Source organism: Thalassotalea sp. PLHSN55 (assembly GCF_052030545.1).
GTDB lineage: Bacteria > Pseudomonadota > Gammaproteobacteria > Enterobacterales > Alteromonadaceae > CANMXU01.
This window is the reverse complement of record NZ_JBPDIH010000001.1, coordinates 1-25,462: the sequence shown is the minus strand read 5'-3', so window position 1 is coordinate 25,462 and position 25,462 is coordinate 1. Positions and strand designations below refer to the sequence as shown.

At 38.8% G+C, this 25,462-nt stretch carries 28 protein-coding genes and 1 pseudogene; 3 read left to right on the top strand and 26 right to left on the bottom strand.

What is annotated here, in order from left to right:
* Window positions 1–9 precede the first annotated feature (9 nt).
* From ACRRSQ_RS00145 to ACRRSQ_RS00095, 11 genes are all read right to left on the bottom strand, one after another.
* Window positions 10–627, bottom strand: a complete 618-nt coding sequence (locus ACRRSQ_RS00145) for an aspartyl/asparaginyl beta-hydroxylase domain-containing protein (protein WP_440873662.1) — start codon at window positions 625–627, stop codon at window positions 10–12.
* 75 nt (window positions 628–702) lie between these two features.
* Window positions 703–3,654, bottom strand: a complete 2,952-nt coding sequence (locus ACRRSQ_RS00140; RefSeq protein WP_440873661.1) for a TonB-dependent receptor — start codon at window positions 3,652–3,654, stop codon at window positions 703–705.
* A gap of 445 nt (window positions 3,655–4,099) precedes the next feature.
* The gene (locus ACRRSQ_RS00135) at window positions 4,100–4,858 is read right to left on the bottom strand and encodes a hypothetical protein (protein WP_440873660.1); all 759 of its coding nucleotides are present in this window, start codon (window positions 4,856–4,858) and stop codon (window positions 4,100–4,102) included.
* A gap of 398 nt (window positions 4,859–5,256) precedes the next feature.
* Window positions 5,257–6,759, bottom strand: a complete 1,503-nt coding sequence (locus tag ACRRSQ_RS00130) for a sulfatase (RefSeq protein ID WP_440873659.1) — start codon at window positions 6,757–6,759, stop codon at window positions 5,257–5,259.
* Between the two features lie 489 nt (window positions 6,760–7,248).
* Complete coding sequence (locus tag ACRRSQ_RS00125) at window positions 7,249–7,605, bottom strand: DUF4870 domain-containing protein (protein ID WP_440873658.1); 357 nt, start codon at window positions 7,603–7,605, stop codon at window positions 7,249–7,251.
* Between the two features lie 145 nt (window positions 7,606–7,750).
* Window positions 7,751–8,242: a nuclear transport factor 2 family protein gene (locus ACRRSQ_RS00120; RefSeq protein WP_440873657.1), complete on the bottom strand. Its 492-nt coding sequence runs from the start codon at window positions 8,240–8,242 to the stop codon at window positions 7,751–7,753.
* 101 nt (window positions 8,243–8,343) lie between these two features.
* Window positions 8,344–8,721 (bottom strand): hypothetical protein, encoded by a 378-nt coding sequence (locus tag ACRRSQ_RS00115; RefSeq protein WP_440873656.1) that lies wholly within the window; start codon window positions 8,719–8,721, stop codon window positions 8,344–8,346.
* Window positions 8,722–8,785: 64 nt separating this feature from the next.
* Window positions 8,786–9,430 (bottom strand): hypothetical protein, encoded by a 645-nt coding sequence (locus ACRRSQ_RS00110; protein WP_440873655.1) that lies wholly within the window; start codon window positions 9,428–9,430, stop codon window positions 8,786–8,788.
* Between the two features lie 232 nt (window positions 9,431–9,662).
* Window positions 9,663–10,049 (bottom strand): VOC family protein, encoded by a 387-nt coding sequence (locus ACRRSQ_RS00105; RefSeq protein WP_440873654.1) that lies wholly within the window; start codon window positions 10,047–10,049, stop codon window positions 9,663–9,665.
* A gap of 346 nt (window positions 10,050–10,395) precedes the next feature.
* Window positions 10,396–10,614, bottom strand: coding sequence for a DUF6500 family protein (locus ACRRSQ_RS00100; RefSeq protein WP_440873653.1), 219 nt, complete (start codon window positions 10,612–10,614; stop codon window positions 10,396–10,398).
* Window positions 10,615–10,746: 132 nt separating this feature from the next.
* Window positions 10,747–11,028 carry a putative quinol monooxygenase gene (locus ACRRSQ_RS00095; RefSeq protein WP_440873652.1) on the bottom strand — a complete coding sequence of 94 codons (282 nt, stop codon included), beginning with the start codon at window positions 11,026–11,028 and terminating at the stop codon, window positions 10,747–10,749.
* Window positions 11,029–11,347: 319 nt separating this feature from the next.
* On the opposite strand from ACRRSQ_RS00095, the gene ACRRSQ_RS00090 reads away from it, so the two are divergent.
* Window positions 11,348–11,656 carry a helix-turn-helix domain-containing protein gene (locus ACRRSQ_RS00090; protein WP_440873651.1) on the top strand — a complete coding sequence of 103 codons (309 nt, stop codon included), beginning with the start codon at window positions 11,348–11,350 and terminating at the stop codon, window positions 11,654–11,656.
* A gap of 190 nt (window positions 11,657–11,846) precedes the next feature.
* On the opposite strand, the gene ACRRSQ_RS00085 is transcribed toward ACRRSQ_RS00090, so the two are convergent.
* The 4 genes from ACRRSQ_RS00085 to ACRRSQ_RS00070 form a co-directional block, all read right to left on the bottom strand.
* Complete coding sequence (locus ACRRSQ_RS00085; RefSeq protein WP_440873650.1) at window positions 11,847–12,284, bottom strand: hypothetical protein; 438 nt, start codon at window positions 12,282–12,284, stop codon at window positions 11,847–11,849.
* A gap of 144 nt (window positions 12,285–12,428) precedes the next feature.
* Entirely contained in the window at window positions 12,429–13,433 is a 1,005-nt protein-coding gene (locus ACRRSQ_RS00080) for a lipase family protein (protein WP_440873649.1), read from the bottom strand.
* A 619-nt stretch (window positions 13,434–14,052) separates the two neighbouring features.
* A complete protein-coding gene (locus tag ACRRSQ_RS00075) occupies window positions 14,053–14,301 on the bottom strand; it encodes a hypothetical protein (protein WP_440873648.1) in 249 nt (82 codons plus the stop codon).
* A 260-nt stretch (window positions 14,302–14,561) separates the two neighbouring features.
* Entirely contained in the window at window positions 14,562–15,245 is a 684-nt protein-coding gene (locus ACRRSQ_RS00070; RefSeq protein ID WP_440873647.1) for a pirin family protein, read from the bottom strand.
* Between the two features lie 127 nt (window positions 15,246–15,372).
* Between ACRRSQ_RS00070 and ACRRSQ_RS00065 the strand changes: the two genes are divergently transcribed.
* Window positions 15,373–16,275 carry a LysR family transcriptional regulator gene (locus ACRRSQ_RS00065; RefSeq protein WP_440873646.1) on the top strand — a complete coding sequence of 301 codons (903 nt, stop codon included), beginning with the start codon at window positions 15,373–15,375 and terminating at the stop codon, window positions 16,273–16,275.
* Between the two features lie 131 nt (window positions 16,276–16,406).
* Here ACRRSQ_RS00065 and ACRRSQ_RS00060 read toward each other — a convergent pair whose 3' ends face one another.
* Window positions 16,407–16,769, bottom strand: a complete 363-nt coding sequence (locus tag ACRRSQ_RS00060; protein ID WP_440873645.1) for a DUF4156 domain-containing protein — start codon at window positions 16,767–16,769, stop codon at window positions 16,407–16,409.
* A 340-nt stretch (window positions 16,770–17,109) separates the two neighbouring features.
* On the opposite strand from ACRRSQ_RS00060, the gene ACRRSQ_RS00055 reads away from it, so the two are divergent.
* The gene (locus ACRRSQ_RS00055) at window positions 17,110–17,982 is read left to right on the top strand and encodes an MYG1 family protein (RefSeq protein WP_440873644.1); all 873 of its coding nucleotides are present in this window, start codon (window positions 17,110–17,112) and stop codon (window positions 17,980–17,982) included.
* A gap of 417 nt (window positions 17,983–18,399) precedes the next feature.
* Here ACRRSQ_RS00055 and ACRRSQ_RS00050 read toward each other — a convergent pair whose 3' ends face one another.
* From ACRRSQ_RS00050 to ACRRSQ_RS00005, 10 genes and pseudogenes are all read right to left on the bottom strand, one after another.
* Window positions 18,400–19,182, bottom strand: coding sequence for a phytanoyl-CoA dioxygenase family protein (locus ACRRSQ_RS00050; RefSeq protein ID WP_440873643.1), 783 nt, complete (start codon window positions 19,180–19,182; stop codon window positions 18,400–18,402).
* Between the two features lie 137 nt (window positions 19,183–19,319).
* Window positions 19,320–20,141, bottom strand: a complete 822-nt coding sequence (locus tag ACRRSQ_RS00045; protein WP_440873642.1) for a zinc-dependent peptidase — start codon at window positions 20,139–20,141, stop codon at window positions 19,320–19,322.
* 286 nt (window positions 20,142–20,427) lie between these two features.
* Entirely contained in the window at window positions 20,428–20,727 is a 300-nt protein-coding gene (locus ACRRSQ_RS00040; RefSeq protein WP_440873641.1) for a type II toxin-antitoxin system RelE/ParE family toxin, read from the bottom strand.
* Window positions 20,715–20,972, bottom strand: coding sequence for a type II toxin-antitoxin system Phd/YefM family antitoxin (locus ACRRSQ_RS00035; RefSeq protein WP_440873640.1), 258 nt, complete (start codon window positions 20,970–20,972; stop codon window positions 20,715–20,717). The genes ACRRSQ_RS00040 and ACRRSQ_RS00035 overlap by 13 nt, the downstream gene beginning before the upstream one ends.
* A 174-nt stretch (window positions 20,973–21,146) precedes the next feature.
* A pseudogene (locus ACRRSQ_RS00030) lies at window positions 21,147–21,491 on the bottom strand (IS3 family transposase); the annotation flags it as partial.
* Between the two features lie 175 nt (window positions 21,492–21,666).
* Window positions 21,667–23,385: a hypothetical protein gene (locus ACRRSQ_RS00025; RefSeq protein ID WP_440873639.1), complete on the bottom strand. Its 1,719-nt coding sequence runs from the start codon at window positions 23,383–23,385 to the stop codon at window positions 21,667–21,669.
* Window positions 23,386–23,596: 211 nt separating this feature from the next.
* Window positions 23,597–24,256, bottom strand: coding sequence for a competence protein CoiA (locus ACRRSQ_RS00020; RefSeq protein ID WP_440873638.1), 660 nt, complete (start codon window positions 24,254–24,256; stop codon window positions 23,597–23,599).
* Window positions 24,257–24,403: 147 nt separating this feature from the next.
* Complete coding sequence (locus tag ACRRSQ_RS00015; RefSeq protein ID WP_440873637.1) at window positions 24,404–24,763, bottom strand: hypothetical protein; 360 nt, start codon at window positions 24,761–24,763, stop codon at window positions 24,404–24,406.
* A gap of 155 nt (window positions 24,764–24,918) precedes the next feature.
* A complete protein-coding gene (locus ACRRSQ_RS00010) occupies window positions 24,919–25,083 on the bottom strand; it encodes a hypothetical protein (protein WP_440873636.1) in 165 nt (54 codons plus the stop codon).
* Between the two features lie 15 nt (window positions 25,084–25,098).
* On the bottom strand, window positions 25,099–25,326 hold the full coding sequence (locus tag ACRRSQ_RS00005) for a hypothetical protein (RefSeq protein WP_440873635.1): 228 nt from the start codon (window positions 25,324–25,326) through the stop codon (window positions 25,099–25,101).
* Window positions 25,327–25,462: the final 136 nt, after the last annotated feature.

The window sequence follows — 25,462 nt, the reverse complement described above, 5'->3', positions numbered from 1 at the left end:
AAGCACCATTTATGCGAACAAGGTGCCGCTAAGCGGATCTTCGACAACTTCGCCCGGAATAACAAAGTCAAAAATAAAATGCACGCGCGCCTGCTCTGATAAGTTTTTAACGCCGTGAGTACCACGATTATTGATTTCCCATAGCTCACCCGCTTGCAAATTTTTTGTCACATCGTCAACGGTAAATTCGACGTGTTCATTGGTGATAATAGGTAAATGTATACGGTGTACGCGACTCAGTGAAAAGCCATTGTCGGTATGCTCATCTATTTCACTGTGTGGCGCTAATTTAACTAAAATCAAACGAACAAAATACCCCTTAGCAACTGGGTTGGGTCTGTCACCACGGGTGATAATAGTGATTGATTTAAAGTGTTCAACAATGGTTTGCATAACCGGCGCTAATGCTTGCTGAAATTGTTCAAGTGCTGGCAATGTGGTTGGAAAGCGATGACGAAAGTCGGCATCAAAAATAAGCGGAATAGTTTTGGTATGGCTATGCACGTCAAAGGTTTTTTGTCGTTCATTATGAGCCTGCCACTGGGCAGTTGTTATTGAGTCAACTAATGTTTTTAGCTCAGCAATGTCGCACTTGCCTAGCAATTTAAATTGCCCATTAAAATACATACGATTACCTCTTTGAAAAATATAGGGGAACGTGTCCCCTATATTTTATCTATCTAAGTATTTAGGATAATTTTGTTAAAATTTTCCTGAAAGACCAAGAACATAGCGTTTACCAAAGTCTTCATAGCTTACAAAGATATTATCGTATCGACCGTGTTGACTCAAGGTCGACTCGGTTAAATTAACACCTTCAACAAACACCACGATATTATCCATAATTTCGTAGCTTACACGTGCATCAACTTGATCGTAGTCGTCAGTAAATACCGGCTCATTAAACTCATCACCCCAAGCTAAACCGCTTAAGTATTGTGCATCGCTTAAGAATTCTTTGCGGTAGTTATACGCAATACGTGCTGCAAATGGTCCTTGCTCGTAAAAGCCCACTAAGTTTAAGGTATCGCCTAAACCAGGTAGGGCAACTTGAGTATCATCAAATGTGTCTGGATCAAAATCGGTATCGGTATCAACCCAAGTGTAGTTAAACTGATAACCTAGCCCCATATCAAAGGTTTGTTGTAAGTTAAAGCTAATACCGCTTACTTTAATGTCTTGCGCGTTTGATGGACGTGTTACCGTAAACTCTTGGAACTCTTCGGTTTCAACAGTATCAATAACCACATTTGGCACACTTTCTTTGGCAACATAATCTTCAATAGTTTTATGATAAGCCGCAACCGATGCCATGCTACCTTCGGCAAAATACCACTCAAGTGACGCATCAAGGTTAGTCGATTTATACGGTGTTAAGTCTTCGTTATTACTTTTGGCAACACGTGAAATATCGGTTGGCTGACCTACAACGTCAAACTTTGGCGCTAAATCTTCTAAGTATGGGCGTGTCATCGATTGCGATGTTGCCAAACGTAGAATAATGTCATCTGTTAGATTTAGGTTCATCGTAATTGATGGGAGTACGTCATCGTATGAGCTTTTTAACGAAGTTCTGGTTAAGCCGTCTGGGCCATTTGGATCCGCATATTCAGGCTCATAACAAACCCTTTCAGCTGGCACATTTTCGCCATCACAAGTTGTAGGCGAAAGGTCAGTTAAAATTCTTGAATAACCAAGTGTAGTTAAGTCGGTATGGGTATAACGCAAGCCACCAATGAACTCACCTTCCATATCGCCTAGCATAAAGCTGTATGCGCCTTCTAGATAGAAAGAGGTTACTTCTTCTTCCACTTCAAACGAGTTACCAGTTAGAGCTGCGCCAAAACCGCCATTAGCTATCATAGCGTCATATCGTCGAGTATTAGTCGCGTTTGTACCGATAGCATCATTTCCTGTTAGGTTATCCAACGCCGTATTTGGGTTACTGATAAAGTCAGTAAAAGCATCAACATTGATAATATACATATCGTTATTATCACTGCTCGGCTGCCCTAAATCAGCGGAATCTACCGTTAATATACCGTCGGTAACTAAATCAAGTACGCCTTCAGGAAATGGCATACCTCTTCGGTTTCTGCTCGACGATCTTTGATACAACCTTTGAAGATCTTCAGGTGTATCATATTCGGCATTGCTTTTTTTGCTCGACTCAAAAATAACACCGGTGCGAATGGTCCAATCTTCGATATGACTAAAGGTTAAATCAGCACTTACTTGGAAGTTTTCTGCTTCAATATCGTTACCTGAATCCCAGTTACGGCCGAAGACCATATCACCTTCAATACCTTCAGTGCCAGCGATGTGAGAGTTACCACCATTAACAATATAAGGAACGTCAGCATTGGTATTAACCACATAACCGTTAACCCCCCTAACTAACATACTTCTGCGCGTATTGCGGCCTTGGTTGTCATCAATCGCGTTAGACCAAGCTGCATCAACAACAAGCTTAGTATCTTCGTTAATCATGTAATCAACATTAATACCAAACATTTGCGTTTCCGTATCACGGTATTCATCTTCGCGGTTAAATGCGGTTGATGTTGTCCAAGAGTTACGCGACATTTGTGTAACTACGCCATTAGCGTCTACTTCCGTTTGAGATGCCGCGATAAAGTCGCCATACCAACCTAAAATGTCTTCACCTGGTGCATCGATACCCGATAACCAGTTACTTTTGGTATGAATAGTTTTGTCAGCTTGGAATTTTGAGTATAAATAATCAACGGTAATGTCTAGTTGATCATTAGGACGAAACTGAAGTACACCACTTAAACCTAAACGATTACGGTCTTCTTCAACAACGCTGCGGTTTAATTCTACTGGTGAATAAGCAGGTGTGTATTCTAAGTTAGAATAAGAATAGTAATTGCCGCCGTAGGCATTAGGTGATGCTTCTAAGAAGATACCGCCAGTAACAATACCGCTATTATCGACAGTATAGGTTCTATTTTCACGCGACTGATACGTTGCTGAAAATAGCGCGCCCACTTTACCGTCTAAAAAGGTATTGCTAATTAAAAATGAGCCTTGCGGATTATAAGTATCAGCTTGATCTTCGTATAAGCTTTTTAAGGTACCTGAAATAACTAAACCGTCTTGGTCAAGTGGGCGTGCAGTGCGAACATCGATTGTGCCACCTAACCCACCTTCAGTTAAACTAGCATTTTGTGTTTTATACACTAGCATTTCACTGACTAAGTCTGAGGCGATAGTATCGAAACTAAAAGCACGAGTTGCTTCAGAGCTTGCCAGTTTACGACCATTTAATAATACTTGGTTAAATTCTGGCCCTAAACCACGAATAGTTACATAACGACCTTCACCACCGTCACGGTCAATCGATACTTCCGGAATACGCTGTAACGACTCTGCTAAGTTAGCGTCTGGGAATTTACCTATGTCTTCAGAAGATACCGCATCAACAATATTTTCTGAATTTCTTTTTAGATCTAGGCCAGCAATAATACTACTGCGTATACCTGTCACTTCAATAACTTCTATTTTTTCTGCTGCTTGTTCTTCTGCATATGCTTGAGAGACCGTTAAAGACCCAATAAGAACAGCACTTGTTGCCAGTGCAACCTTACTTATCTTAAAACGTGAATCAATGCTTTTACCAAGTGTTTTCATTTTAAGCCCCCTAGCTTAATTTGTATTCAACTCTATTCTTTTATTATTTCTTGTGTATCGATTTTACAACCGAACGTTAGAGGCAAATCACTCAACTATGAAAGAATATGAAAGTAAATCACCACAAAAACAACTATAGAGTGCCAAATAAACAATGTCAATGAAATAAAACGAAAGCTTTGATTATCTTTTATTTAATTCATCTTTATTTTTGAAAACTAGCGTTTTCTTAAAATTAAAACATTCAAGAAAACAAATAACATAACTGATAAATAAGCATAAATTCAGTAACTTACAGTAAGAAACAGATATTACAAAGGTAAGTTAAATTATTTATAACACTATAGATGATAAAAATTCATGCTATTTCAATACCGGTAATAAGCAATATTTAGCTTATTTAACTTTTCACTTTACTATTATTATTAAATGTTCTGAAAGCATATTAGCTAATACGCTTTGCAACTGCGGGTTTGCGTCGAACAGCCCCTAAAGGCTCGATCATTTTGAAACGATTAAACCCCATTTGCGTATATCGCGATAAGTCGAACTTTACTCGACCACGACTTTCTCTCGCCTTGGTTGGCTGAGAGCAGTCGATTTGTGTATGACCATTATATTTATTAAATTTTGACATTGACGGATAGCAAATTTTCGATGGACAATTAATGCCACAGCCTGCAAAAGCAAATAACGTAATGCGTTGCTTACATTCAATGTTATCTAAAAATTCTAGGTTTTCGTTGAGAGAAGTAGGTAAAACAACGGTATCGTAAATTTCTAATGCTTTGTCTAAGCGCCGCGTATTATCGATACTTTTTATAATACTTGCTTCAATACGATATTTAGGAAAATCCTTTCGGATCCAGCCAGCTAAGTCGTCATTAACCAGTATGACTGAATTACCTTTACGGTGATATTTTTCCAAAAAGCAGACATTGGTTTCATATTCTTCCCGTGTAACAAAGTTATTAGTAAGCGGAATTCGATAACCTATACCAAGCTGATACATTTGCTCGATATCTTTTGCTAATAATTGTGGACGATGAAATGGACGGCCACCATAAAGTGTTGAGCGTTCGGTAAAAGCAAAGATGCTTTCTACTTGCGCTAAAGGAACGTGGGTATAGACTCGCTTTAGATAAGAGCTAATACTTTCATCAAGATTAAACACCTTTTCTCGACCAGAAATAGTGAACTGCATAGTACTCTCCAACCTCGGACTGCTGATACCGCTAAAGCGTATAGCGAATCAGAATCTACGACCTTATTGTATAGAAAGACTACAGTACCCAAATAGCAAAATCAACACAACGAAGGGGTTATATCTTTCAACAACTTTCATTTAAGGTATTTATTAAAAGCGGTGAACTATCAGAGCAAGTGAAACAAAGGTTAACGCTACACTCTTGCTAGGTTTCAAGAATGGCGAATATTTTGTTACGACTTTGTAAGTTAGTGACTAGATGTAAAAAACGGATTATTTTCGACACGGTTAGTTAGAAAACACTATTTGTGAAAAGAGCAGCTTCGAAAAAAGTGGCTTAGAAAAGTTAAACGCTGCCTTCATTACAGCAGCGTTTAAGACTATTGTTATGAGACTTAAAGCTTCATCGTTGCTTTTCGTATTTGTTCCGTTAACTGCTGTTGCTCGTTAGCAATATTTTTCTCTGAAATCACCGTATTGTTATTTTTGTAATGATCGTAAAGCTCTGCACCCACCACTTCATCGGCAGCTGGCATATCATCAGCTTCACCCTGCCACCACTGCGTATAACGATAACCTTCTTTGGTGATAACACTTGACCCTGTTGCTTTAGGCGCTTTTTTACCATCGGCCATTTCAATATTACTTCTAGTCACAATAGTATGAATATAATCGCGCGTTGAAACCTTACGGTCTTTTAACGTTGGCACAAAACTAACGCCGTCAATTTTCTTAGGGGTAGGCAGCGAACTAAGCTCCGCCAATGTCGGGTATAAATCGATTAAACCAACAATTGCATTAGTGCGCGTTCCATGGGTTTCTTTTAAACTTGGCACTCGAACTAAAAGCGGCACAACACTGTCTTTTTCCATTAGCGTATATTTAGCCCAGCGATCATATTCCCCCAGTTTATAGCCATGATCTGAGGTAAAAAGAATAATGGTATTATCATATAGCCCTTGCTGTTTTAAGGTTTTAATTAAGTCACCGACCAGAAAGTCTATGTACGAAACACAGGCGCTGTAACCATGCATAATTTCTTTCTTTTTACTCTCTGGCAACGTATATGAGGTGTATTGGTTGGTGTCTGCATGTACTTTTAATAATGCGGTTGGTTTGCTTAAAGAATAATGCGTAATAATGTCGTTAGGCGGCTTAATATCAGTTAACTGCATCGCGTCTCGATCGTACATATCAAAAAAACGTTTTGGTGCAGAAAATGGAGAGTGTGGCTTTTTCAAACCTAGTGCCATAAAAAATGGCTGTTGGGCTTTTTTATCTGCGTATTGGTTCAACCACTTTTTAGCGTTTTTAACTAGAGCACCATCTTTGTGCTGATAATCACTGTATTCGCTAGCTTCTACTATGTTAGTTTGTTTCTTTTTGCTGCCTGGCGTGGCGACTTTTTTACCGTCTTTACCTTTACCATCGAGCACAACGCTAAAGTCGTGCTTTGCGCCATCAGAGCCCGCAATAACGGTATCATGGTATAACTTGCCGCCGCCTATGGTTACATAACCGTTTTTACGAAAGTAAGCAGGCATGGTTTCTACACCCATTTTCTTTGCTCGTTTCTGTACCGATTCGCTCTTACCGCCCTGATTCCAAGTAATACCGCTATTGCTTGGGTACTTGCTTATAAATAAAGAGGCACGTGAAGGTCCGCATAGTGGGTATTGAGCATACGCTCGGTCAAACAGCATAGACTCGTTAGCTAACTCACTTAACGCAGGTGTTTTAATAGCGCTATCACCGTATAGTTCTATTTGTTTCATTAGGTCATCAGATATGATCACTAAAACATTCGGACGTTCTGAGCGACTTTCCGACCCAACACAGACAACGCTGATAATGGATAAACATATGGTCACTAGATATTTATAAACGGTTATTTTCATTCTGACTCCCCCAATAGCCACGCAGAAGCTGCTCTTTGACTATAGACTTTTATTCAAAACCACTACAAAAAATTAATGTCTTTCAGGTCAGATAATCGACACAGAAACACTTAATTACATTTTATAATATTTATCAGACATAACTATAACTGTCGATTATTAATGGCAATATTTACCTATCTTTACCTAGCTACTGCTATCGTTTCGATAAGTATTTGAACTGTCTGCGTGCTAAAAAAGGTGTCATCGTAAGCTCAATTTATGGCAATTAAGCTCTAAATTAACGAAGCCTTAGCCTATGTCGCCTGCTCCGTATAACGCATTCACAGACAAAGTGCGGAAACACCACGAGGGTAAAATCAAAAGTTTTGCTATAGCATGCCAATAAGTAAACTGAAAAGCCTCTGTCGTTAGAGGCTTTTGATTTTAAATATGAGGTTTAATTGAGCAAAATGTTGGCAGTGACTATTTGACAGGGTAATTTGGTGTCTAAGATCTTAAAAAAGGAATGCTCAGCGGATACCGCCACGTTGCCCCTTTATTTGCTTGAATTGCGCCAATAATAATAAAAATAAAATTATATGCCAGTAGCGCAAGCACACCAAAAACACCAAAAATCGATAATATAATTAGAAAGTAAATCATAAAACTTAACATCCAGTTTAAAATAACTTTACCATGAGCATCTATCTCAACAGCTTTATCTTTAGTTGTCGCCCACATAATAATTGGTAGAAAGAAGCCTAAGCCTGGGATTAATATTCCTGATAACTGGCTTAAATGCATTAACATGCAAAAGCTCTTAAGCTCGATATTCCATGGTTTATTAGTGTGTAGTTCAGACATGAATTCAAATCCTTATGATTGTTAAAAGACCTAATACTTCGCTAAGCAACTAAAAACATGTTGGCTAAAAAGAGATTCATTAAATAACCTCGTGCAGCAAAACCTAACTAAGAGCGATAAACTCTAGGTAAATAATTTGTTATGACTACTTTTTCAACAGCGCGTCATTCATGTTTTTACCCCCTAAGAAATTATTTCTGGGTGTATAATTAATCCAATCTGTTTGTTCGATAATCTTATTCTTTGAATCAAACTTTTGAGTAATAATAAAAAGCCATGGCCCAAGCTTTTGTCCATCGTAGCTAAAAGCATGAAAAAAACCTTCTGTTATCACGGTATTTTTTCCAAAAACATGCCTTGTAACGGTTAAGGTTCTTGTGCCATTAAGTACTTTAAAGTCGCCTTTCCCCCAGTCTAAAAAGCTTCTTATTTCAGCTTTGTTATTGTAGCTGTTGCCATAAATAATATCTTGGAATTTGGCATTATCAGCGTAATATGCCATAAATTTGTTGAAATCTTCTCGTTTTGAATAGACCTCATAATAGTCCTTTACAACCTGAGCAAGGCTATTACTCTTGCCTGTGGTCGCACAACCATTTAAAAGAAGTACAATTAATAAGCTTATGATAATACGCATAAATTAGGGTTCACTCATCGTTATAACCCTGTTAAGGGATAGTCATGTTTGGCTATAACTTGTAGCTAAGCGAAATCAAGCCAAACATGAGCAGCTTTGCCTTATTTAATTGGTTTGTTATATTTTTTTGCGGTAACTTCAATTTTATAAATTTGAACATTTTCAGTGCCCATTTCGATGCTAGCTGGCTCGTTAAGTTTAACCATTAACATGGGTTCTTGAAACTTGCTAAAAATGCCATTTTCAAACTTATGCATTACTGAGGTCAAAGTTACAATGTTGTCTTTCAACGTAGGCGTTATATCAAGTTTAATAACTTTATCTGCAGTAACTGAATGCATTTTTCCGGTTTCAGCTTGAATAACTTGAGATTTCACAAGTTCGTTATTTAGATAAAGGTTAAGATCTAACTCTAAATTTTCAGCAGCTGACGCTGTAAACGCCGCTAAAGATAAGATTATCATTCCTAATTTTTTCATTTTATTTTCCTTAATTATTGAAATACACCAAACGACGATACTAAAAATATTTGCCTTTAATTTATTAGCTTTTACTGCTTTTAAGCATAACAACTCCTAACCAAGCAAACCATATTATTTGGCTTACTCCAAAAATTTCTGTAAGCACATCCGCAGGATAAACGGTAACAATGCCTGCAATACCAACAAAAACTCCGAAGTAGTTAAGTCTTTTAGAAAACTCATCGCCTTTTAAAGCAGCGACACTTAACAATAACACCCATAGCCCGCCAACCACTTCGTTTCCGCCACCTAAACCTTCTACTACCGAGTATATAGCCTGCCAAACGGTCATCGCTTGTTCGGGGTCTTTCGTGGAAATTTCTAAAACAGTAGATAAACCAATATTGGCTATCATTCCGCTAGCAATAACTAAGCCTACCCAAACAACACCAAACAGTGAGGCAATTTGAGAAAGCGATGGGCTTTTTGCCTTCAAGCGCTCATGAACAGCCAAAACCAATACGGCTAAAAAGATGCCAAAGAGCACATACATAATGAAATTTACAATAGATAAAACAGCCTGATTTTCAGCTAGAAAAGCAAATTTTTGTACTGACTCGGCATCGCTAGGAAAATTCCAGAAAGCACCAAAAAACACAAAAGCCGATATGTAAATAGTTGCTTCAAGAAGCGCTGTAACACCACCTGCTTTTTGTAAATTACTCATTAGTAACCTCATACATTAAAAACAACAAACTAACATGAAATAATCACCATTAAAGACTTTAAGATGTAACAAAAGCTAACGCCACGTTAAATAACAAATAAAAGTAGGTTAAGCTTGTGGGGCAAGAAAAGTATAAGGGGTCGGTGACATAGATTTTGTTATAGGGTCAAAAATTGCTAATCCCGTTACCTTTTCCCTCTGTTTGTCACCGACCCCGTTTGGTCCCTAGCCGCTAATCAACAACAGCGACACCGGGTGGGTAATAAGTAATTTCAAAACGAATGCCATCAGGGTCTTTCATAAACAGTGCTTTAACACCGTCAAAGTCCTGAATATCAGGAACATCAAAACCACTTTCCTTCATACTTGTTTGTAAATTAGTTACGAACTCCGGCGAAGGCGCAGAAAAACCAATGTGATTCATTCCTGCACCGTATCGCTGATATTCTCTAGAGCCTTCTTTAGCCTGATTAAACTGAAGAAAAAAACCTTCATTATCGGTCCAAACAAAATCACGTAATTTAGTAAAACCAATAAGTTCTAATAGTTTTATGTAATACGGCATACTCTCGGTTAGTGATTTAACCAAAATAGTAACGTGATCGACTTTCAGTGCCATGCTATCTCCGTTGCAATGTAATACCTCACTAAGAGGTAAATAATAGCTAGTTAAAATAAGCCACTAAGAAGCAAAAGCCAACTGTTGTTTTCGAGATTGAAAATGTTGTTATGCGTTTTGCTCTACTGTATTAGTCTCTATAAAAGACGGGGTCGGTGACATAGATTTTGTTATAGGGTCAAAAATTGCTAATCCCGTTTACCTTTTCCCTCTGTTTGTCACCGACCCCGTTTGGTCCTGAATTTCCCTGAATTGCTAACGCCTCATCAAGAGGCAAAAATAATGACTTAAAAAGTCGACGCTTGAGCAAAAGCAACGGCTATTGATCCTTTACGATAATTGCCGCTTATAAATTATTTTGAACCATTTCTTTAATTTTATAAGCCTTAACAAAATGATCTAATTTATGGGTTTGGATCCACCATGTGGCGGCTTCCATAAGCAACGCTGGGTCATCATTTTTATTCTTAAAAAAAGCGTAAAACGATAATCCTACATTGTCACCTTTAGCCGCTATTTTCCTCTCACACACTTCAATGATTTTGGCTCTTAATTGAGGTCTCATAATCTAATTTTCACTTGTTCCTGAAAGGCATTTAACGCCTCTATACGAGGCAGTGATTATACTAGCTAAAATATGGGAAACATAAACAAAAACCAACTGTTTTTTGTTTTACTTTAATTTCTTATTATACGTTTATTCACCTTTGTTTATTCGATAATGCCTTTCTACGTTTTTAGTAATTTCGCCCCATCTAGATGACTTAACTCTAGCTTGATGACTTTCAAAAGCGGTTTGATTTTCAAACTCTTCGTAAACATTAAACTTATGAGGATTAATCTTGTCTGGTGTAACAACAAAAGTTAAGCAACCTGGCTCTTGTAAAGTAAGACTTTTATGCGCTATCAACTCACTTTTAACACTTGCAAGATCTGAAGCTGGTACGATTATAAACCCTTGCAATATGATTCTTGTCATAGTGAACTCCAGAAATAAATACCCCCCCCTCTATGAGGAAAATAACAGTAGATTAAAATAAGCGAGGAAAGAACAAAAACCAACTGTTTTTTGATTTTTTAAACTGCTATATAGATAAACTGAAAGTGTCTAACGAAACTGCAAAGTGGTCGATGGCAGATAGAAAATTGCTAATGCCGCCCACTTTCTTACTGCTTTTTGTCACCGTTCCCAGATTTCCAAATTAATTCAAAAATAAATACATTATGTATATCGTTACTTGTATATATATCGATAGCGATATATTATTTTTATACGTTAATCAATAAGGTTGTTTAATATGACTCTTGAATATACAAATATCTTCGACGCTATAACTGAAGATAAAGCTAAAGCCTCAGAGCTTCAAACTCGCGCAGATCTAATGGGTGTTATCCGTGATATTATTGATACAAACGGATGGTCACAAAAAGTTGCAGCAGAACAAATGGGCTTAACACAACCTCGCGTTAGTGACTTAAAAAGTGGACACATTGAAAAGTTTAGCATTGATAAATTAATGACTTGTTTGTATCGCCTAGGCTTTCGTTTTAAGGCAAGGTATGTTGATAACACACTTTCCATGACTGTTGAGTCAGTCGCAGATTAATTAAGTAGAAAGTAAACTTATGATCGACAGCAAAGATCAAAGTGGTCGATGACAGATAGAAAAATTGCTAATGCCACCCACTTTCTTACTGCTTTTTGTCACCGCCTCCGGTTTCCATGCAGAAAATAAAACAGGCTAAAATTGTTAGACACGAACAAAAGCTATGTTTTTAGCCTTGCTACGCAACTTATTAGCCGCTTGATAGTAACTTGCCACAATAAAATACCGTATTACACACAACTAATTGATTAAACAGAAAGCCTGATAAAGAAATACCAAAACTCATTATTAGGGTAGGTAAAGGTTTTAAAGATTTATTTTTTAGGTAAAAGCCAGCGAATATAATTCCTAAAGCCAAACCAAACAATGAAAATAAGTGCCCTAAGCCAAGCAAGCCTTCCGGCCTTATAGCTGTAATATTGAAATAAAAATAAGGAATGTAACTTAACAATATTGCGAGACTAATACCCGTTAAGAAAAAATTTTGAGGCTTAAAAGGTAAAGACAGTAAATAAGCGACAACGGGGATGGCAAGGTAATACCAAATCCCCATGTACAAATAGTCACCAATCACTAATACAATAACAATACTAATTAAAGCGATAGAGATGAAAATAATACGATCCATGTAATTCGATACTCCTCTCCTAACGGTTCCCCCACATTAAGCGGCAAAAAATAGCTAATGTATGTGAGGCATCAACAGAAGCTAGCTAATATTTACCAGCCTTAACGCTTGGTATGATACCCAAATTAATATAGCCAGTACAGACTACTCAGCATTAGGAAAAATACAGTTATCACCATTATTTTCTGGGTTTACCGGACTTTCAGGATGTAATAAAGCATATGCATATGAGCAACAAGGATTATGATTTAATGACTCATTGTTATACTTAGCAGTGAAGGATACTTCATCCCCGACGTGAACATACCTTGTGTCTTTTATATCTCGTGGTGCATTTGGAACAGAGTCTTCTGTATTTACTAGTCTAAACAACTTCACGCCAAGCGCATTAATATAATTAGCAAAGTCTTGATCCCCGACTTTAGGGCTTGCTTGAGGGAAGACCGTAATTAAATCTGGCGAGAACCCGCTTTCAATTGCAACAGGAACTGATAACGTAGCTAATGTAGATCCTAGGCTATGTCCACAAATCACTAAATTATCAACCTTAATAGCTTTCAAAGCACTTTGTAGTTTTTCTAAGCCATTAAATACACGATAAAAGCCTTTACTTACTTTTCCACCATTAACATATTCAACCTGACCAACTTGAGCATCTGCGAAGAAATCGGCTACTGTCTGAGACCCTCTAAAGACTAAGTAAGCCGTATTACTATTTTTAAGTGGGACAATAAAACCAAAGGGTTCTTTGTTTTTATTAAATTCACTCCACAGCAACTCAACTCCATCAAAGTCAAATTTAGCAATCAACTCTTTGGTATAGGCACACGTGTCTCGAGGTACCCAACGGAAGTTGTCTTTTTGACTAATCCAGTCTTTTGCCATTTGGCTAGCTACGTTAATTAAACAAGAACAGTTGCGTGCAACTTCTATAGATATAGGTGTTGGTAACTCACTTATTTGGTAATTCATTTGCATTATTTCCTTATAAAAATTTATCGCGAAAAGTTTAGGTGTATCTAACGCCAGTACTCTGTGGGCACATATAAACTGATGAAATGAAAGCACCAACAAAAACCAACTTATCAATATACTGTCATTCTTTTTAGCCTCAGCAACATGCTCTTTTGAGAACACACGTATTGGCAATGAACACAACTCAAAAAACGAACAGATAAACCAGTTAAAAATACACCTATCAGTTTCCCAGTAACAGAGTCAAAATCGATGTTTACTGACGCATGTACATCAAATCCAGTAACGTCTGCATCAACTTTAGAAATAAGAGAAAATATACCGCAAGGGCCAGATAGATTTATAACTGTCGGCTTCTAAACACGATAATCAGCGTCTGTATAATTCAAATTACATGCTCGATTATCTTTATCTTTGAAACTTAAATACGCGCTTGTATTTTCTTAAACAGCCTCTCTGAATTGACTGAGCGCTAAACTTATTTCTATCTTCCTATAATATCTGTTATACGAGGTTGCCCAAAGCCTTAGGTAATGAACAACAAAGGGCGTAATAATTATAGAAACATATATACATCTTAGTATTACTGCATATTACACAGAGGCCTACCGCTTCCTTATTAACTTAATGAAAGTGTGGTTCAATTAACTTTCGTAAATACCTATTTTGTTAAACTTGGACTTTAAAGTTCAACCATTTCTAGTTATCTAACAGTCAAAAAAAGGCCTTATAATTATCGCTAAAATAAGCAGTACAGGAGAAAAAGCCAACTTTTGTCTTTACCTGAACACAGCTAGGGCGAGCTTAGTTTTTTCAATGATATTGGCATCACAACATAAGCGATTATCGGCACAATAATCACTACATCAACACATACTTTCAAAAACTTATTATCGGGTAAAAACGGGTTTACCCACTGCGGAATAAAATACACTAACGGCACTAAAGCCAGGTAATTAATCAGCGCGATAATATGTTTATTAGCTAGGGGCTGTTGATCTTTCGTGTTTATTTTTGCAGCAGTTTCTAGGTATTTAGACAAAGCATTGCAATTGCTATGTGGTTATTCCACATGAAAGCGCAATAATGATGGTTAAATGCCTAGAAACACTGCCCTTGGGGTTCAACTAAACGCTATTTCTTCATCGTTGTTCACAACTTACATGGAACAACCATGCTGTGTTGTTCACGCCTTGAACAAAAAGCGTTTATTTTGAACAAAATTTAACCTCGAAAAATCAACAGCCCCTAGTGTCATGATTTTCTCCTTAGCAATTTATATTCTGTATAAACATTAAGCCGTTATTGACTTACCACCACAATTTCGGTGTCGGTGATTGCAGTAATTACTGTTTTATTACTGCGAATTAAATCGCCGTCTTGTGCTTTGAACGTACTGTTGTCATCGCTAAATTCAGCGCTACCTTTGCTCACGTAAGCTAAAGTTTCATCGGAAAACTCAATACTTTTTCCTGCCGTTAAGCGCACCACATCAATCATTGTTTTACTGTCAAAGGTTTCAGTTTGGTTTTTACTGCCGCCATAAATACGGGTTAGCCCTTCCTCTTTTAAGTGATAATGCTTATAGCCGGCACGTTGGCCTGCTTCATCAGGTAATACCCAAATTTGCAGCATACGGTTTTTGCTATTGTCTGGGTTGACTTCATTATGTGAAAAACCTTCGCCGCCAGCGCGTTGAACTTGCGCTTGGCCAGCCATTAAACTTTGGCCATGTTCAAGCGAGCCTTCATGCACCACCTGCCCGGCAATCATAATTGAAATAACATCTATTTCTTTATGCGGATGCATACGGGTTTCACCATGAGGGTTAAACTGGGCATCGGCAAGGTAAACAAAGTTACCAAGACCATCGAAGGTATTGGCTTGTTTGTGGCTGCCAAATACGCGGCGGTCGGTAACTAATCGATGTTCGGTTAATCCGGCAAAGCCGCCTAAGGGTAATGAACTTTTTGTTAAGATTTGCATGTGATACTCCGGTAAATAAGGTGTTTCTTGTTTGAATGACACCATATTAAAACTTAGCCACTGTTTGATAAATACAGATTAGTTGATATGATAATTTCATTTTTAACAACAATAAGTAGAGGGTACCATGGCACACGATCTTAATGACATGATGGTATTTTTAGCCGTGGTAGAAACGGGCAGCTTTACCCTAGCAGCTGATAGGCTAAATATTCCCAAAGCCAATGTCAGTAGAAAAGTCTCTCGCTTAGAGCAATACTTAAATGTCACGTTATTAGAGCGCTCTACCCGCTCACAGCATTTAACCGAAGCGGGTAAACGTTATTTAAGCCACTGTAAACGTGTTCATGAAGAATTAGACTTAGCGAGCGCAGCAGTTTCAGAATTATTGCACAGCTATAAAGGGCCATTAAAAATAGGCGCTTCGGTCTCTACTGGCCAACAAATATTAAAACCTGCACTGGCCAAATTCTTACACCAATACCCTGAGCTTAATGTGCAGCTTAATTTAGTGAATCGCCGGGTTGATTTTATTGAAGAAGGTTTTGATGTGGTGATCCGAATCGGCCAGCTTAACGACTCGTCACTGATCGCTAAAAAATTGGGCAATATTTCTCGTAGTTTTTATGCAAGCCCAGCCTATCTTGCCAAGCATGGCAAACCTGAGCAAATACAACAATTAGCCATGCACCAAATATTAATTATGAACCCAAGCAATAATGACGCGACATTAAACTTAGTTTCAACAGTAGGACAAACGCATACCATCACCGCCAAGCCGCGTTTATTGGTTGATGATTTTAGTCTATTAAAACAGGCATTGATTGATGACTTAGGCATTGCCATATTGCCTGAATATATGTGCACTCAAGAAATAGCAGACGGGAAATTAGTAAAGATACTGCCCGAATGGGGATTGCCCGCGGTCGATGTATTTGCCCTTTATCCAAAAAATAGAGCCAAAATTCCTAAGGTAAAAGCGTTTATTGAATTTGTGGTCGAGCTTTATCAACAAGTACTTAAAAATTAAAGATCGCTATTGCAAGTTAAATAAAGAGATAGCAGCGCTAACCCGCCAACTCATAGCTGCCAACCGAAAACATTAATGGCTTCGGTTGGCTGTGTTAGCTTGGCTGTGTTAGCTTGGCAGTTTAAGCAAGATTATTGCTGGCACTTATAAACATTGCCCGACAAAGTGACATTAGTTTGCTGACTGCCACCACCAAATTCACCACTATAATGCCCTGTTTGCCCAGCGCGTTCGGTCAGTAAATAAATAGTATCACCGCCTAGTTGCAGCGCCTTGTTTTTTAGATCGTTGCGCGCACCAGTTTCTAAATTGGCGTTCGAGGTAAAAGCGCCGGTAAAAAAATCACCTTGGCTGCCGGTTATGTCCCCCAAGAACTGACACTCTTCACTCGGTTCGGTATGAGTTAAGCGGATCACATTCGCTTCGGGTTGAGCAGCGATTGACGAACAAGCACTGATGGTAATGACCAGTAGAGTTATCACTAAATTTTTCATGTTTTACTTCCCGTTGTTTATTTAAATTAGCAAGGGCAAGTGTAGTGACGAAGTAAAAACCAAACTATTTAGAAAATGTGCAGATAATGTAGGTAATGCTTACAGATGTTCTACACTATCTTACAATTAGCAATAAGCGATTAATTTCTCGCTATTTTTATCGATATAAAACTCGCTTACACTGTATTTTTGCTGACAAGTTTAACTCGCTCATTACCAGCAATTTATAGGGGATAAGGCCAAACTCTGCTAAACTTCCCCGCTCAGTGAATATAATGCCAAGCGAACGAGAATGAATCGCTTTGCTACAAGCCCTCCTTAAAAGATAAGTATCAACTAAATGACCAACGTAACCATAGCAACACATAACGGTAACTTTCATGCAGACGATGTATTTAGCATCGCCGCGCTTAAACACATTTTTCCAAGCTTCAAACTTATGCGTACCCGTGATGTTGCTCTTATCGAGCAAGCCGATATTATTATTGATGTTGGCGGCGAATATAACCCAGATACCGGCCGCTTCGATCACCACCAACGTGGCGGCGCAGGCAAACGTGAAAACGGCATTCCCTACTCTTCTTTTGGTTTGATTTGGCAAAAGTACGGTTTAGCAATATGTAATAATAGCCAAGAAGTCGCCGACTCAGTTGATGCTGGCTTAGTATCTGTAATCGATGCCATCGACTGTGGTCATGTTGAAGGGGTCGCGCAAGGCATTAGCTTAAGTCATACTATTTCCTTGTTTAACCCAACATGGCAAGAAGACGGAGATTTTGATCGCTGTTTTGATGAAGCGGTTAGTTTTGCAGAGCGAGTATTATCGCGATTTATTGCCACCGCAACGGGCGGGATTAGCGCAAAAGAGATTGTTGCTAAAGCTATCGAAAATGCGCAAGACCCAAGAGTGATCGTGTTAGAAAAATATACCCCGTGGAAACGCACTGTGCATAGTTTATCGCAACAAGCCTTGTTTGTGGTGTACCCGTCAGAAACCGGCCAATGGCGCATTCAAACCGTACCGGTTGAGTTAGGCTCTTTTGAAGATAGAAAACCGCTGCCTAAAGCATGGGCAGGCTTATCAGACGCTGAGCTTCAAGCGGTAACTCAACTTAGTGACGCTACTTTTTGCCATAACGGTTTATTTATCGCTGGGGCAAAATCTTTTGAAAGCACCATGAAAATGGCTGAAATGGCGCTTGCTGAAAACTAGAGCGTGTTGACCTTTGATGTATGTTTTTGCAGCGAATTGTTTGCCATTTATACAAGGTAGAGCGATTGTCGTGTAATTATTCTACATAAATGAGTGATAAAGACTTTATGCTCCTGCAAAGTCACCTTACCCCACATCCATGTGGGGCAACGCAGTAGAAATGGCAAACAAACGCTGTCCGAAGGATCCATTTAAACGCTTCCTGCTCTTTGTTACTAACTTTAGACGTACGACTCAAGGGATTGAGGAGGTAGGGCGACGTTTGGAACCAAAGCCGAGAGCCACTATGCCTTCAAGTTAGTGCCGCGATCAGAAAGCGTTTTAATTGGACAAAATTCATACCACAAAGATCAACACGCTCTAGCCTCAAATACACACTCAGCTTAAATACAAACGCAGCTTCAATACACAGCACAATTACGCCATGGCTTTTAATGCCATGGTGTTTTTAAATAACCTAGGGTCAGTAATTTCTTTGAGCATTTGCTCGTCAGGCAAACAGTCGTCATCAACGTAGTCAACATAATCGCCGGTAGAATCAAACACCAGCATATCGAGGGCAAGCCGGTCTAAACCATATAATCCGCGGTGGATCATATCTGCTGAAAAAACCAATAAGTCGCCAGCAGCTAACGGTATTTTTTTACCGGTAGAAAGCGGATCGCTGCTCAGCTTACCATTTTGCTCTTGCCTAACATCAAACTCTTCTTCGTTATCCCAACGTTTATGGGTTCCCGGCACTAGCTCCATGCCGTATTCATCAAATAAAGGAATGCGAAGGTGCACCACTTGTGTTTCCTGTATCACTTTTATTTGATCGTCAACCTCGTAATCGTACTGGCAGTCTCTATGCCAAAAATCTTTTAGCTCAGGATTTACCGGATTAAAAAAGAGCTGCGTATTCATAAAAGCCGGAATAGCGGTGATCACAGCATCCACAATCTTCATCACCTTAGTTGAGCTGATAAAGTTAAACAGCTTCACACGGTCGTTAAACCCCAAGTGCTGACTACCGGTGATTAACGATGAGTTAAACGCTTCTTGTTGATAAAACGTGTGGTTTTCTTGCTGCCAGCGTTGGTGAAATTTTAAGATAACCGCTCGAAGCGAGCTAATTTCCTCGTCGCTAAAATAATTTCGAATAACAAAATACCCTTGCTCGTTATACTCATTATTTAGCTGTTTTGCATTTATTGCCATCTACTGCCAAGGCTCTCTTGGTTTATTCAAATCAACGCCAATTTTACCTGATAATCAGGCAGTGTTGTAATTTTGTTGCCTTTAAACGCTTTCCAGCATTTTTTTTTAACACACGTGGCAAAGCAAATATATTTAGGTTACCAATGCACAGGGTCGACTTGATAATATTGCTTTAGTTGCTGGTAAAGCGCCGGATGAAGGTAGTGAAATATTTCCGCTTTTTCAAAAAACACTTCGCTGGCAACGGCAAAAAATTCGGCCGGATTAGTCGCGCCGTAATAGTCAAATATTGATGAAATGTGGTTTTGTTGTTGCCTTTTTAGCAATTCAAACTGGCTCGAAAAAGCTTCCGACCACTGCTGATAACTTTGCCCTTTCGCTAAAATGGGCGCGCCATTAGCTTTGCCATTTTCTTGATCTAATTGATGAGCAAATTCATGGATCACCACGTTGCGCCCATCATCCGGAATTTCTGCGCCGTCGATGGTATCTTGCCACGATAAAACCACCTTGCCAAAATCCCAAGACTCGCCAGCTAATATCGAGGTATGAGTATGCAATACGCCATTGGCTTGCACGGTTTGTTGCTCTTTAACAAAGGCGCGCGGGTACACTAAAATGGTGCGTAATTTCGGGTAAAAATTGGTTTTACGATTAAGCAGTAATAAACACGCTTGTGCGGCAACCGTGATCCTAATTTCATCGGTAATATTAACGCCGTTACAACCAACAAAGTTTTTTTCCGCTAAAAACACCTGAATATGCCCTTTAAGCTGTAGCTGCAAATCAGCTGGCATTTGCCGAAAATAAGGCATACGTTGTTGAAGTATTTTGCGCCAAGCTTTTTTAAAAGGCTGCTGGCGAATTTTATTACGCTGATACTCACGCCAATACGGTTTGGCAACCGAATAACCGATAAGAAGCAATGCCACTGCAATAGGTAAAAAGTAAGACAACATAATAACAACGAGTACCAAGCTTTAAGGTTTTGTCACTATGACCTTGGTGCAACAAGGTTAAATATCAAGCAAAGCACTAAAATTTTGCTGATATTAACCAGAGGAAAAGCGGGAAAAGAGAGAGAAAAAGGGGGCGGAGGAAAGGCGCCGGTGACATTTAGAAAAATTACCAACCACACTTACCTTTCTTTCGGTTTTGTCACCGTCACCGATTGTCTTTCGAAAGAACAAAGCCCACTAAAGCGGGGGAACTTCATTGTCCTTTGCAATGACTTGTTAGTCGTATTTAACTCTGTAAAAGAAACCTACGTAGATCTCGTTCTTGACGCATAACATGTAAAATATAAACTTTGTCACTATCCACTTTATAAAAAATACGACAAGGATTAACATTTACTTCACGGTAATTTAAGTTCACCAATTCCTGTGGCCTTTTACCTGACTCCGGATGATTTTCTAACCTAGATATTTTATCAAATATTTTTTGAGTTAACTTCTTTGCAGCAGAAAGGTTACTTAAAGCAATGTATTCAGCGATCTCGTTTAAATTATCTAGGGCTGGTGATGTCCATATTACTTCAGCCATTTACTCATTTTCTCTTTTGCTTCTTGATTTGAGAACGTTTCACCATTTTTAATTGCTTGCTCACCGCGTGCAACACCTTCAAGGATTGCCATTCGCTGTTGCATAAATTCATAATCTTCCACATCAACTAAGTAAGCAGATGGTTGACCATGTTCAGTTATTAATACAGGTTCTTTTGATGTATGTAGATCAGCTAAAATTTTAGTAGCTTGCCGTTTAAGTGTTGTTACAAGTTCAACTCTCATAATAAACCTTATATAAACATTTAAATAATGTATCACAATAGTATCACATTACCTCAAGGTTACAACTATACGGCTAACGCTTATATTAATAGGCTAAAAAAGATTGGCTAAAATCGCGAAGCGAAAGCCAACTGTTATTATGATCTTCCCCCGATAAAATGGACACGCTCCATTTCAATTTACTGCTAATTCGTACTCAGCAGGTGTTTTATATCCTAAACTCGAATGTAATCGTTGTCTATTGTAAAAGTAGTTTAGGTAACCTTTTAATTTTGTTTGTAATTTTTTCATCGTATCAAACGTATTGCCTCTAATTAAATCCGCTTTAAGTGAATGAAAGAAAGACTCGACTTCTGCATTATCGGTGCAACAACCTGGACGGTTCATACTTGCGATAATATTATGCTTTACGAGAAATTGTTGCACGGTGTGTGCTCTATATTCCGCACCACGGTCAATGTGAAACAACACGGGTTGTTTAAGCCTGCGTTTATTAATGGCTAGCTGCAGTGCTTTGAGTATGAAAAGGGGTCGGTGACATATATAAAAATAACTGATCCCTGTTACTTTCTTGCTTCTTTTATGTCACCGACCCCATTTTTCAATAGCCCATCAACCGATATTTGTGTCGGTTCAATGCACGTGCTGCAATTACTTTCCGGTTTAGCCTTGAATTGCGAAAGATAAAGTCCTCTTACATTTCAATCTGGCTTTTATCTGAAAGTTTCTGGCGCGGTGACGCAGTTGGTTGCTTTACCGCTTGTTGGCATTGAGGAAATCCACGACTTCTTAGCTCGTTATTTATAGCGCCTCTTCTCTTTATAGCAATTTTTGAAGAGCACTGCGAACCCGCGTCACGAACATCGCAGTTACCAAAGTTAAAGTGGCCTGTGTTTCTTAAGTGCATTTCGGCGCGGTTATATTCATGAATACAATCGACAGGCTTTTGGCTTCTATCCTGGCTACGGGACTGATTGGCACTTTCTAAATGATTGTTAGGTTTTATATTTCCTTCACTTGCTTTCTGATAAAACCTATTGGTCGTGCCAGCTTCACCATCAGTAATCACATCGGTCGTTAGTGCGCTCAAGGCTTGAGATGCAGTTTCAACCGGAATATCCAAGCTGGCAATCGCAGCCCCTCCCAGTCCTAATGCGATCAACTTCCCTATGAACTCGCTATTTTTTTGCTCGTTAATGTAAGCCAGCTGATGGGCGTTATCGATCATCCTTCGGCGCAGATCGGCATAATCAAAAACCGTTAAACCCGCCGAACTTTTTAATGTGGGATCGGCACCAAACTTGATGAGTGAATTAAAGAGGAGCTCATTATTGTAGTAGGCAGCCATCTGTAGATAATTTAAATAATGATCTTCTCTCTTGAAATTAATTCTGTTTATATTTTCAGCACTTCGGACACCCACAATGACCCGGCGCGAGTGTCCGCCATTAACATTGAGTCCATAGCGAATGTAATCCTCAATAATTTCATCCATTTGCTCTTGCGAATGATTAAAAAGATAAGAAACAGAAAACTGCGCATGAAAAATAGGCATCATGGCCAGCTGCGACATCAAGGAGCACTTGAGATACTGTGAACACTCGCGCGTGTTATTGAAGTTGTAGCCTGCCTGTAGAATACGAGCGCGCCAAGCAGGAGTAACATTAGTAGCAAAAGTATGGAATTGATTTATAGAGGTGCGGTCAATTACCGAATCCTGATTAACCCATGCATTTACGTCGGCGCCATCATCCAATAGTCGTTGAATCCCAGATTCAATATACTGCCGTTTGTTTTCCGACTTTAATAAAGGCTGGGAAAAACCGTTCACGTACAAATCAGCACTCATATGAACACCGGCTGATTCTTTAAAATCGACCACCCCGCCGCCGTTAAAGGCATGTTTTTGAAATCTTTGATACTGAACGATAAATGTCTCGGCATCGTTCATAGTCACGTCAAGAAAACTCCTTTGGTTGAATCTTGACTGACTAGTGTTGGAGTCGAGCAGGTGGATGCTGAGTTTATGCAAACACTTGGTAGGATCTAAAGTAATGTTGTAATCGCTCTGTATCTCATACGCTAAATCAAAGTTGCCGTAACTACACGCGAGCTCTGCTTGAGTAGAGCCGTGACTTGCATAGACAGGATCCCCTGAAAAGGCGTTAGGAAATGGATGATGGTTATCCATAAGATGCTTTACAGTTTTTCGATCACCATTTCGTAACGCCTGCTCCAATGGATTTCGACTGTACGGGCTATTACTGTAATAATCCGAAGGCGGATACACCTTAGATATCAAAGTAACATCACCACTGCCAACCAAATAATGCTTTGAAACAACACTCGCACAACCAGACAAAATAAACGAAAAAAAACATAACGCCATAATCAAAGTAGTAATGTTTTTCATTGCTAATATCACTCCTTAGTTTCAAATCACCTGAATTGTAAAGAACAATACCAAGTAATTAACTAGTTTACGAACACATTAAGAGTCAATAGATGACCGACACATAACGCCCTTGTTAATGGGCTAATAACTTGTTGGCTAAAATGCTGAGGAATGAAAACAGCCAACTGATTTTTGTCCTTTTCAATGACTTGTTATGTGAATTTGTATCTTAATCAACTTTCTTGGAAACGCTGATAGTATTGCCTTTTAAACAATCCTCTATAAATACAGCTTTTGATATAGGGCCAACAGCACCAACTTTTTTTACCGGATCAAAGAATACTAGTCGCCACAGGTGGTCATGCCCAAAATCTATGTAAACTTTAACTTTCGACTCTCCCCAGTTATGAAGAAGTCGACTGCGACCATACCAATTAACTTGATAAGCTAATGGGTCTTTTTGAATTGGACCACTTCGCCCCATGTTGAAATAACTTTCATCTAACGGCCCTCGCTTACCATCAACTATCCAGATCATATCTCCATAAAACTCTTCCCGAGATAATCTCTCTTCAAATTTAATAGGGGAATGTTGAATTTCAATGACTAATCCATATGGGTTTTTAACATCTGCGATATGTTTTTCGCCTGTTTTATGGTCTATATGACTTACTTCTTGCCATTCAACAGGGAAGAAATCCTTCCAGTTTCGGTGCCATTCGGTCTCATTTTCCCACCAAGGATCACACTCAACTTTATTCTTATGCGCCCAATGCCAAACTTTAACTCTGCCACATTTCGCAACTAATTCTGCGCCACAGTTAGAACATATACCTTTTAATTTTGGTGAAGCTTCGGTTTTAACTCCCTCAATAATTGCATACCTCAAAAGTACTCTCCCTATATCCCAAAACTGCCGATTCACCTAACGCCCACGTCACAAGCAAAATTGGAGTCGCGCTTTTTGTGCTAAAGTGGCGAAGCAGCGCACAAAAGGCGTGACGGAAATTTTGTCCTGTGCACGTGCTTGTTAAATTTATATTGTCGATTTCCACCAAGCTTCTTTTGTAAACAGAAAACCAAATAAAGATTTAAGCGCTATTGGGATTGATATTAGTGTGCAAAATCCAAGAAATGCGATACCACCCAAAGATACCCATTTCCAGAGATCGTGATCAGCGTTGGGAAGAGCAAAGAAATATATGGCTGCAATAATAATTAGGTAAATTACAGGTGCAAGCAATTGCCCTTTCATTTGTGATTTGTATTTAGAAATATGGATCGTGTGACCACTTTTCATTTGAACTCCCCACATTGCTCCACACCCCGTACATGTGCTTGCTTCTTTTGGAACAATTGTCATACAAAAAGCACACTTTCCATTATGATTATTCATTCTGTTCTCCATTAACAGTTCGTTTTTGAAATTTAACGCCCCAATAAGAGGCTGAAAATAGTTGGTTAAAATTAGCGACGCAGGAGCAAAAGCCAACAGTTATTTGTCCTGCTGAAATGACTTGTTATATGCAAATTTACACCAAACCAATAACGTTAGTCTCCGCCTGTATTTTCAGGTTCCTTGCCAGTACCTTTACAGTGTTGACACTCGATTGGTTGATACTCAATTCCACCATTAGACTCAATATCTTTCAAGTTTTGAGGGTTAGCCTTACCTACTCGTGAACCTTTACAAACACTACAATCTTTATTTTCCATACTGGAGCTTCCTTTCTATTTATTTGCCATTTCTTCAACAATGTACTGTCCTTGAGTTTCTAGTATTGATAAAGCTGCCTGCTCAGGAGTATACCCGTTGCTTTTATGTACTGGAGCACAATCTTTTGCTCCAGTTAATACCCAATCAGGTAATTGAGATGTATGTACATTTAAATGCTTAGCAATATTTTTAACAACTTTAGCAGCGAAAATACCTTCAGAAATAGAGGAAAAAAGGCCCATAATTTACTCCTTTAAAATTAACAGAATTATGAAATCTGCTGCATTGTTCATTTTGCATATAACGCCTCACTAAGAGGCCAATAATAGTTGGTTAAAATTAGCGACGAAGGAGCAAAAACCAACTGTTATTTGTCCT

Coding starts and splice junctions, on each gene's coding strand:
- ACRRSQ_RS00145 (WP_440873662.1), bottom strand. CDS start 627: ATGTATTTTAATGGGCAATTTAAATTGCTAGGCAAGTGCGACATTGCT.
- ACRRSQ_RS00140 (WP_440873661.1), bottom strand. CDS start 3,654: ATGAAAACACTTGGTAAAAGCATTGATTCACGTTTTAAGATAAGTAAG.
- ACRRSQ_RS00135 (WP_440873660.1), bottom strand. CDS start 4,858: ATGCAGTTCACTATTTCTGGTCGAGAAAAGGTGTTTAATCTTGATGAA.
- ACRRSQ_RS00130 (WP_440873659.1), bottom strand. CDS start 6,759: ATGAAAATAACCGTTTATAAATATCTAGTGACCATATGTTTATCCATT.
- ACRRSQ_RS00125 (WP_440873658.1), bottom strand. CDS start 7,605: ATGTCTGAACTACACACTAATAAACCATGGAATATCGAGCTTAAGAGC.
- ACRRSQ_RS00120 (WP_440873657.1), bottom strand. CDS start 8,242: ATGCGTATTATCATAAGCTTATTAATTGTACTTCTTTTAAATGGTTGT.
- ACRRSQ_RS00115 (WP_440873656.1), bottom strand. CDS start 8,721: ATGAAAAAATTAGGAATGATAATCTTATCTTTAGCGGCGTTTACAGCG.
- ACRRSQ_RS00110 (WP_440873655.1), bottom strand. CDS start 9,430: ATGAGTAATTTACAAAAAGCAGGTGGTGTTACAGCGCTTCTTGAAGCA.
- ACRRSQ_RS00105 (WP_440873654.1), bottom strand. CDS start 10,049: ATGGCACTGAAAGTCGATCACGTTACTATTTTGGTTAAATCACTAACC.
- ACRRSQ_RS00100 (WP_440873653.1), bottom strand. CDS start 10,614: ATGAGACCTCAATTAAGAGCCAAAATCATTGAAGTGTGTGAGAGGAAA.
- ACRRSQ_RS00095 (WP_440873652.1), bottom strand. CDS start 11,028: ATGACAAGAATCATATTGCAAGGGTTTATAATCGTACCAGCTTCAGAT.
- ACRRSQ_RS00090 (WP_440873651.1), top strand. CDS start 11,348: ATGACTCTTGAATATACAAATATCTTCGACGCTATAACTGAAGATAAA.
- ACRRSQ_RS00085 (WP_440873650.1), bottom strand. CDS start 12,284: ATGGATCGTATTATTTTCATCTCTATCGCTTTAATTAGTATTGTTATT.
- ACRRSQ_RS00070 (WP_440873647.1), bottom strand. CDS start 15,245: ATGCAAATCTTAACAAAAAGTTCATTACCCTTAGGCGGCTTTGCCGGA.
- ACRRSQ_RS00065 (WP_440873646.1), top strand. CDS start 15,373: ATGGCACACGATCTTAATGACATGATGGTATTTTTAGCCGTGGTAGAA.
- ACRRSQ_RS00060 (WP_440873645.1), bottom strand. CDS start 16,769: ATGAAAAATTTAGTGATAACTCTACTGGTCATTACCATCAGTGCTTGT.
- ACRRSQ_RS00055 (WP_440873644.1), top strand. CDS start 17,110: ATGACCAACGTAACCATAGCAACACATAACGGTAACTTTCATGCAGAC.
- ACRRSQ_RS00050 (WP_440873643.1), bottom strand. CDS start 19,182: ATGGCAATAAATGCAAAACAGCTAAATAATGAGTATAACGAGCAAGGG.
- ACRRSQ_RS00045 (WP_440873642.1), bottom strand. CDS start 20,141: ATGTTGTCTTACTTTTTACCTATTGCAGTGGCATTGCTTCTTATCGGT.
- ACRRSQ_RS00040 (WP_440873641.1), bottom strand. CDS start 20,727: ATGGCTGAAGTAATATGGACATCACCAGCCCTAGATAATTTAAACGAG.
- ACRRSQ_RS00035 (WP_440873640.1), bottom strand. CDS start 20,972: ATGAGAGTTGAACTTGTAACAACACTTAAACGGCAAGCTACTAAAATT.
- ACRRSQ_RS00025 (WP_440873639.1), bottom strand. CDS start 23,385: ATGAAAAACATTACTACTTTGATTATGGCGTTATGTTTTTTTTCGTTT.
- ACRRSQ_RS00015 (WP_440873637.1), bottom strand. CDS start 24,763: ATGAATAATCATAATGGAAAGTGTGCTTTTTGTATGACAATTGTTCCA.
- ACRRSQ_RS00010 (WP_440873636.1), bottom strand. CDS start 25,083: ATGGAAAATAAAGATTGTAGTGTTTGTAAAGGTTCACGAGTAGGTAAG.
- ACRRSQ_RS00005 (WP_440873635.1), bottom strand. CDS start 25,326: ATGGGCCTTTTTTCCTCTATTTCTGAAGGTATTTTCGCTGCTAAAGTT.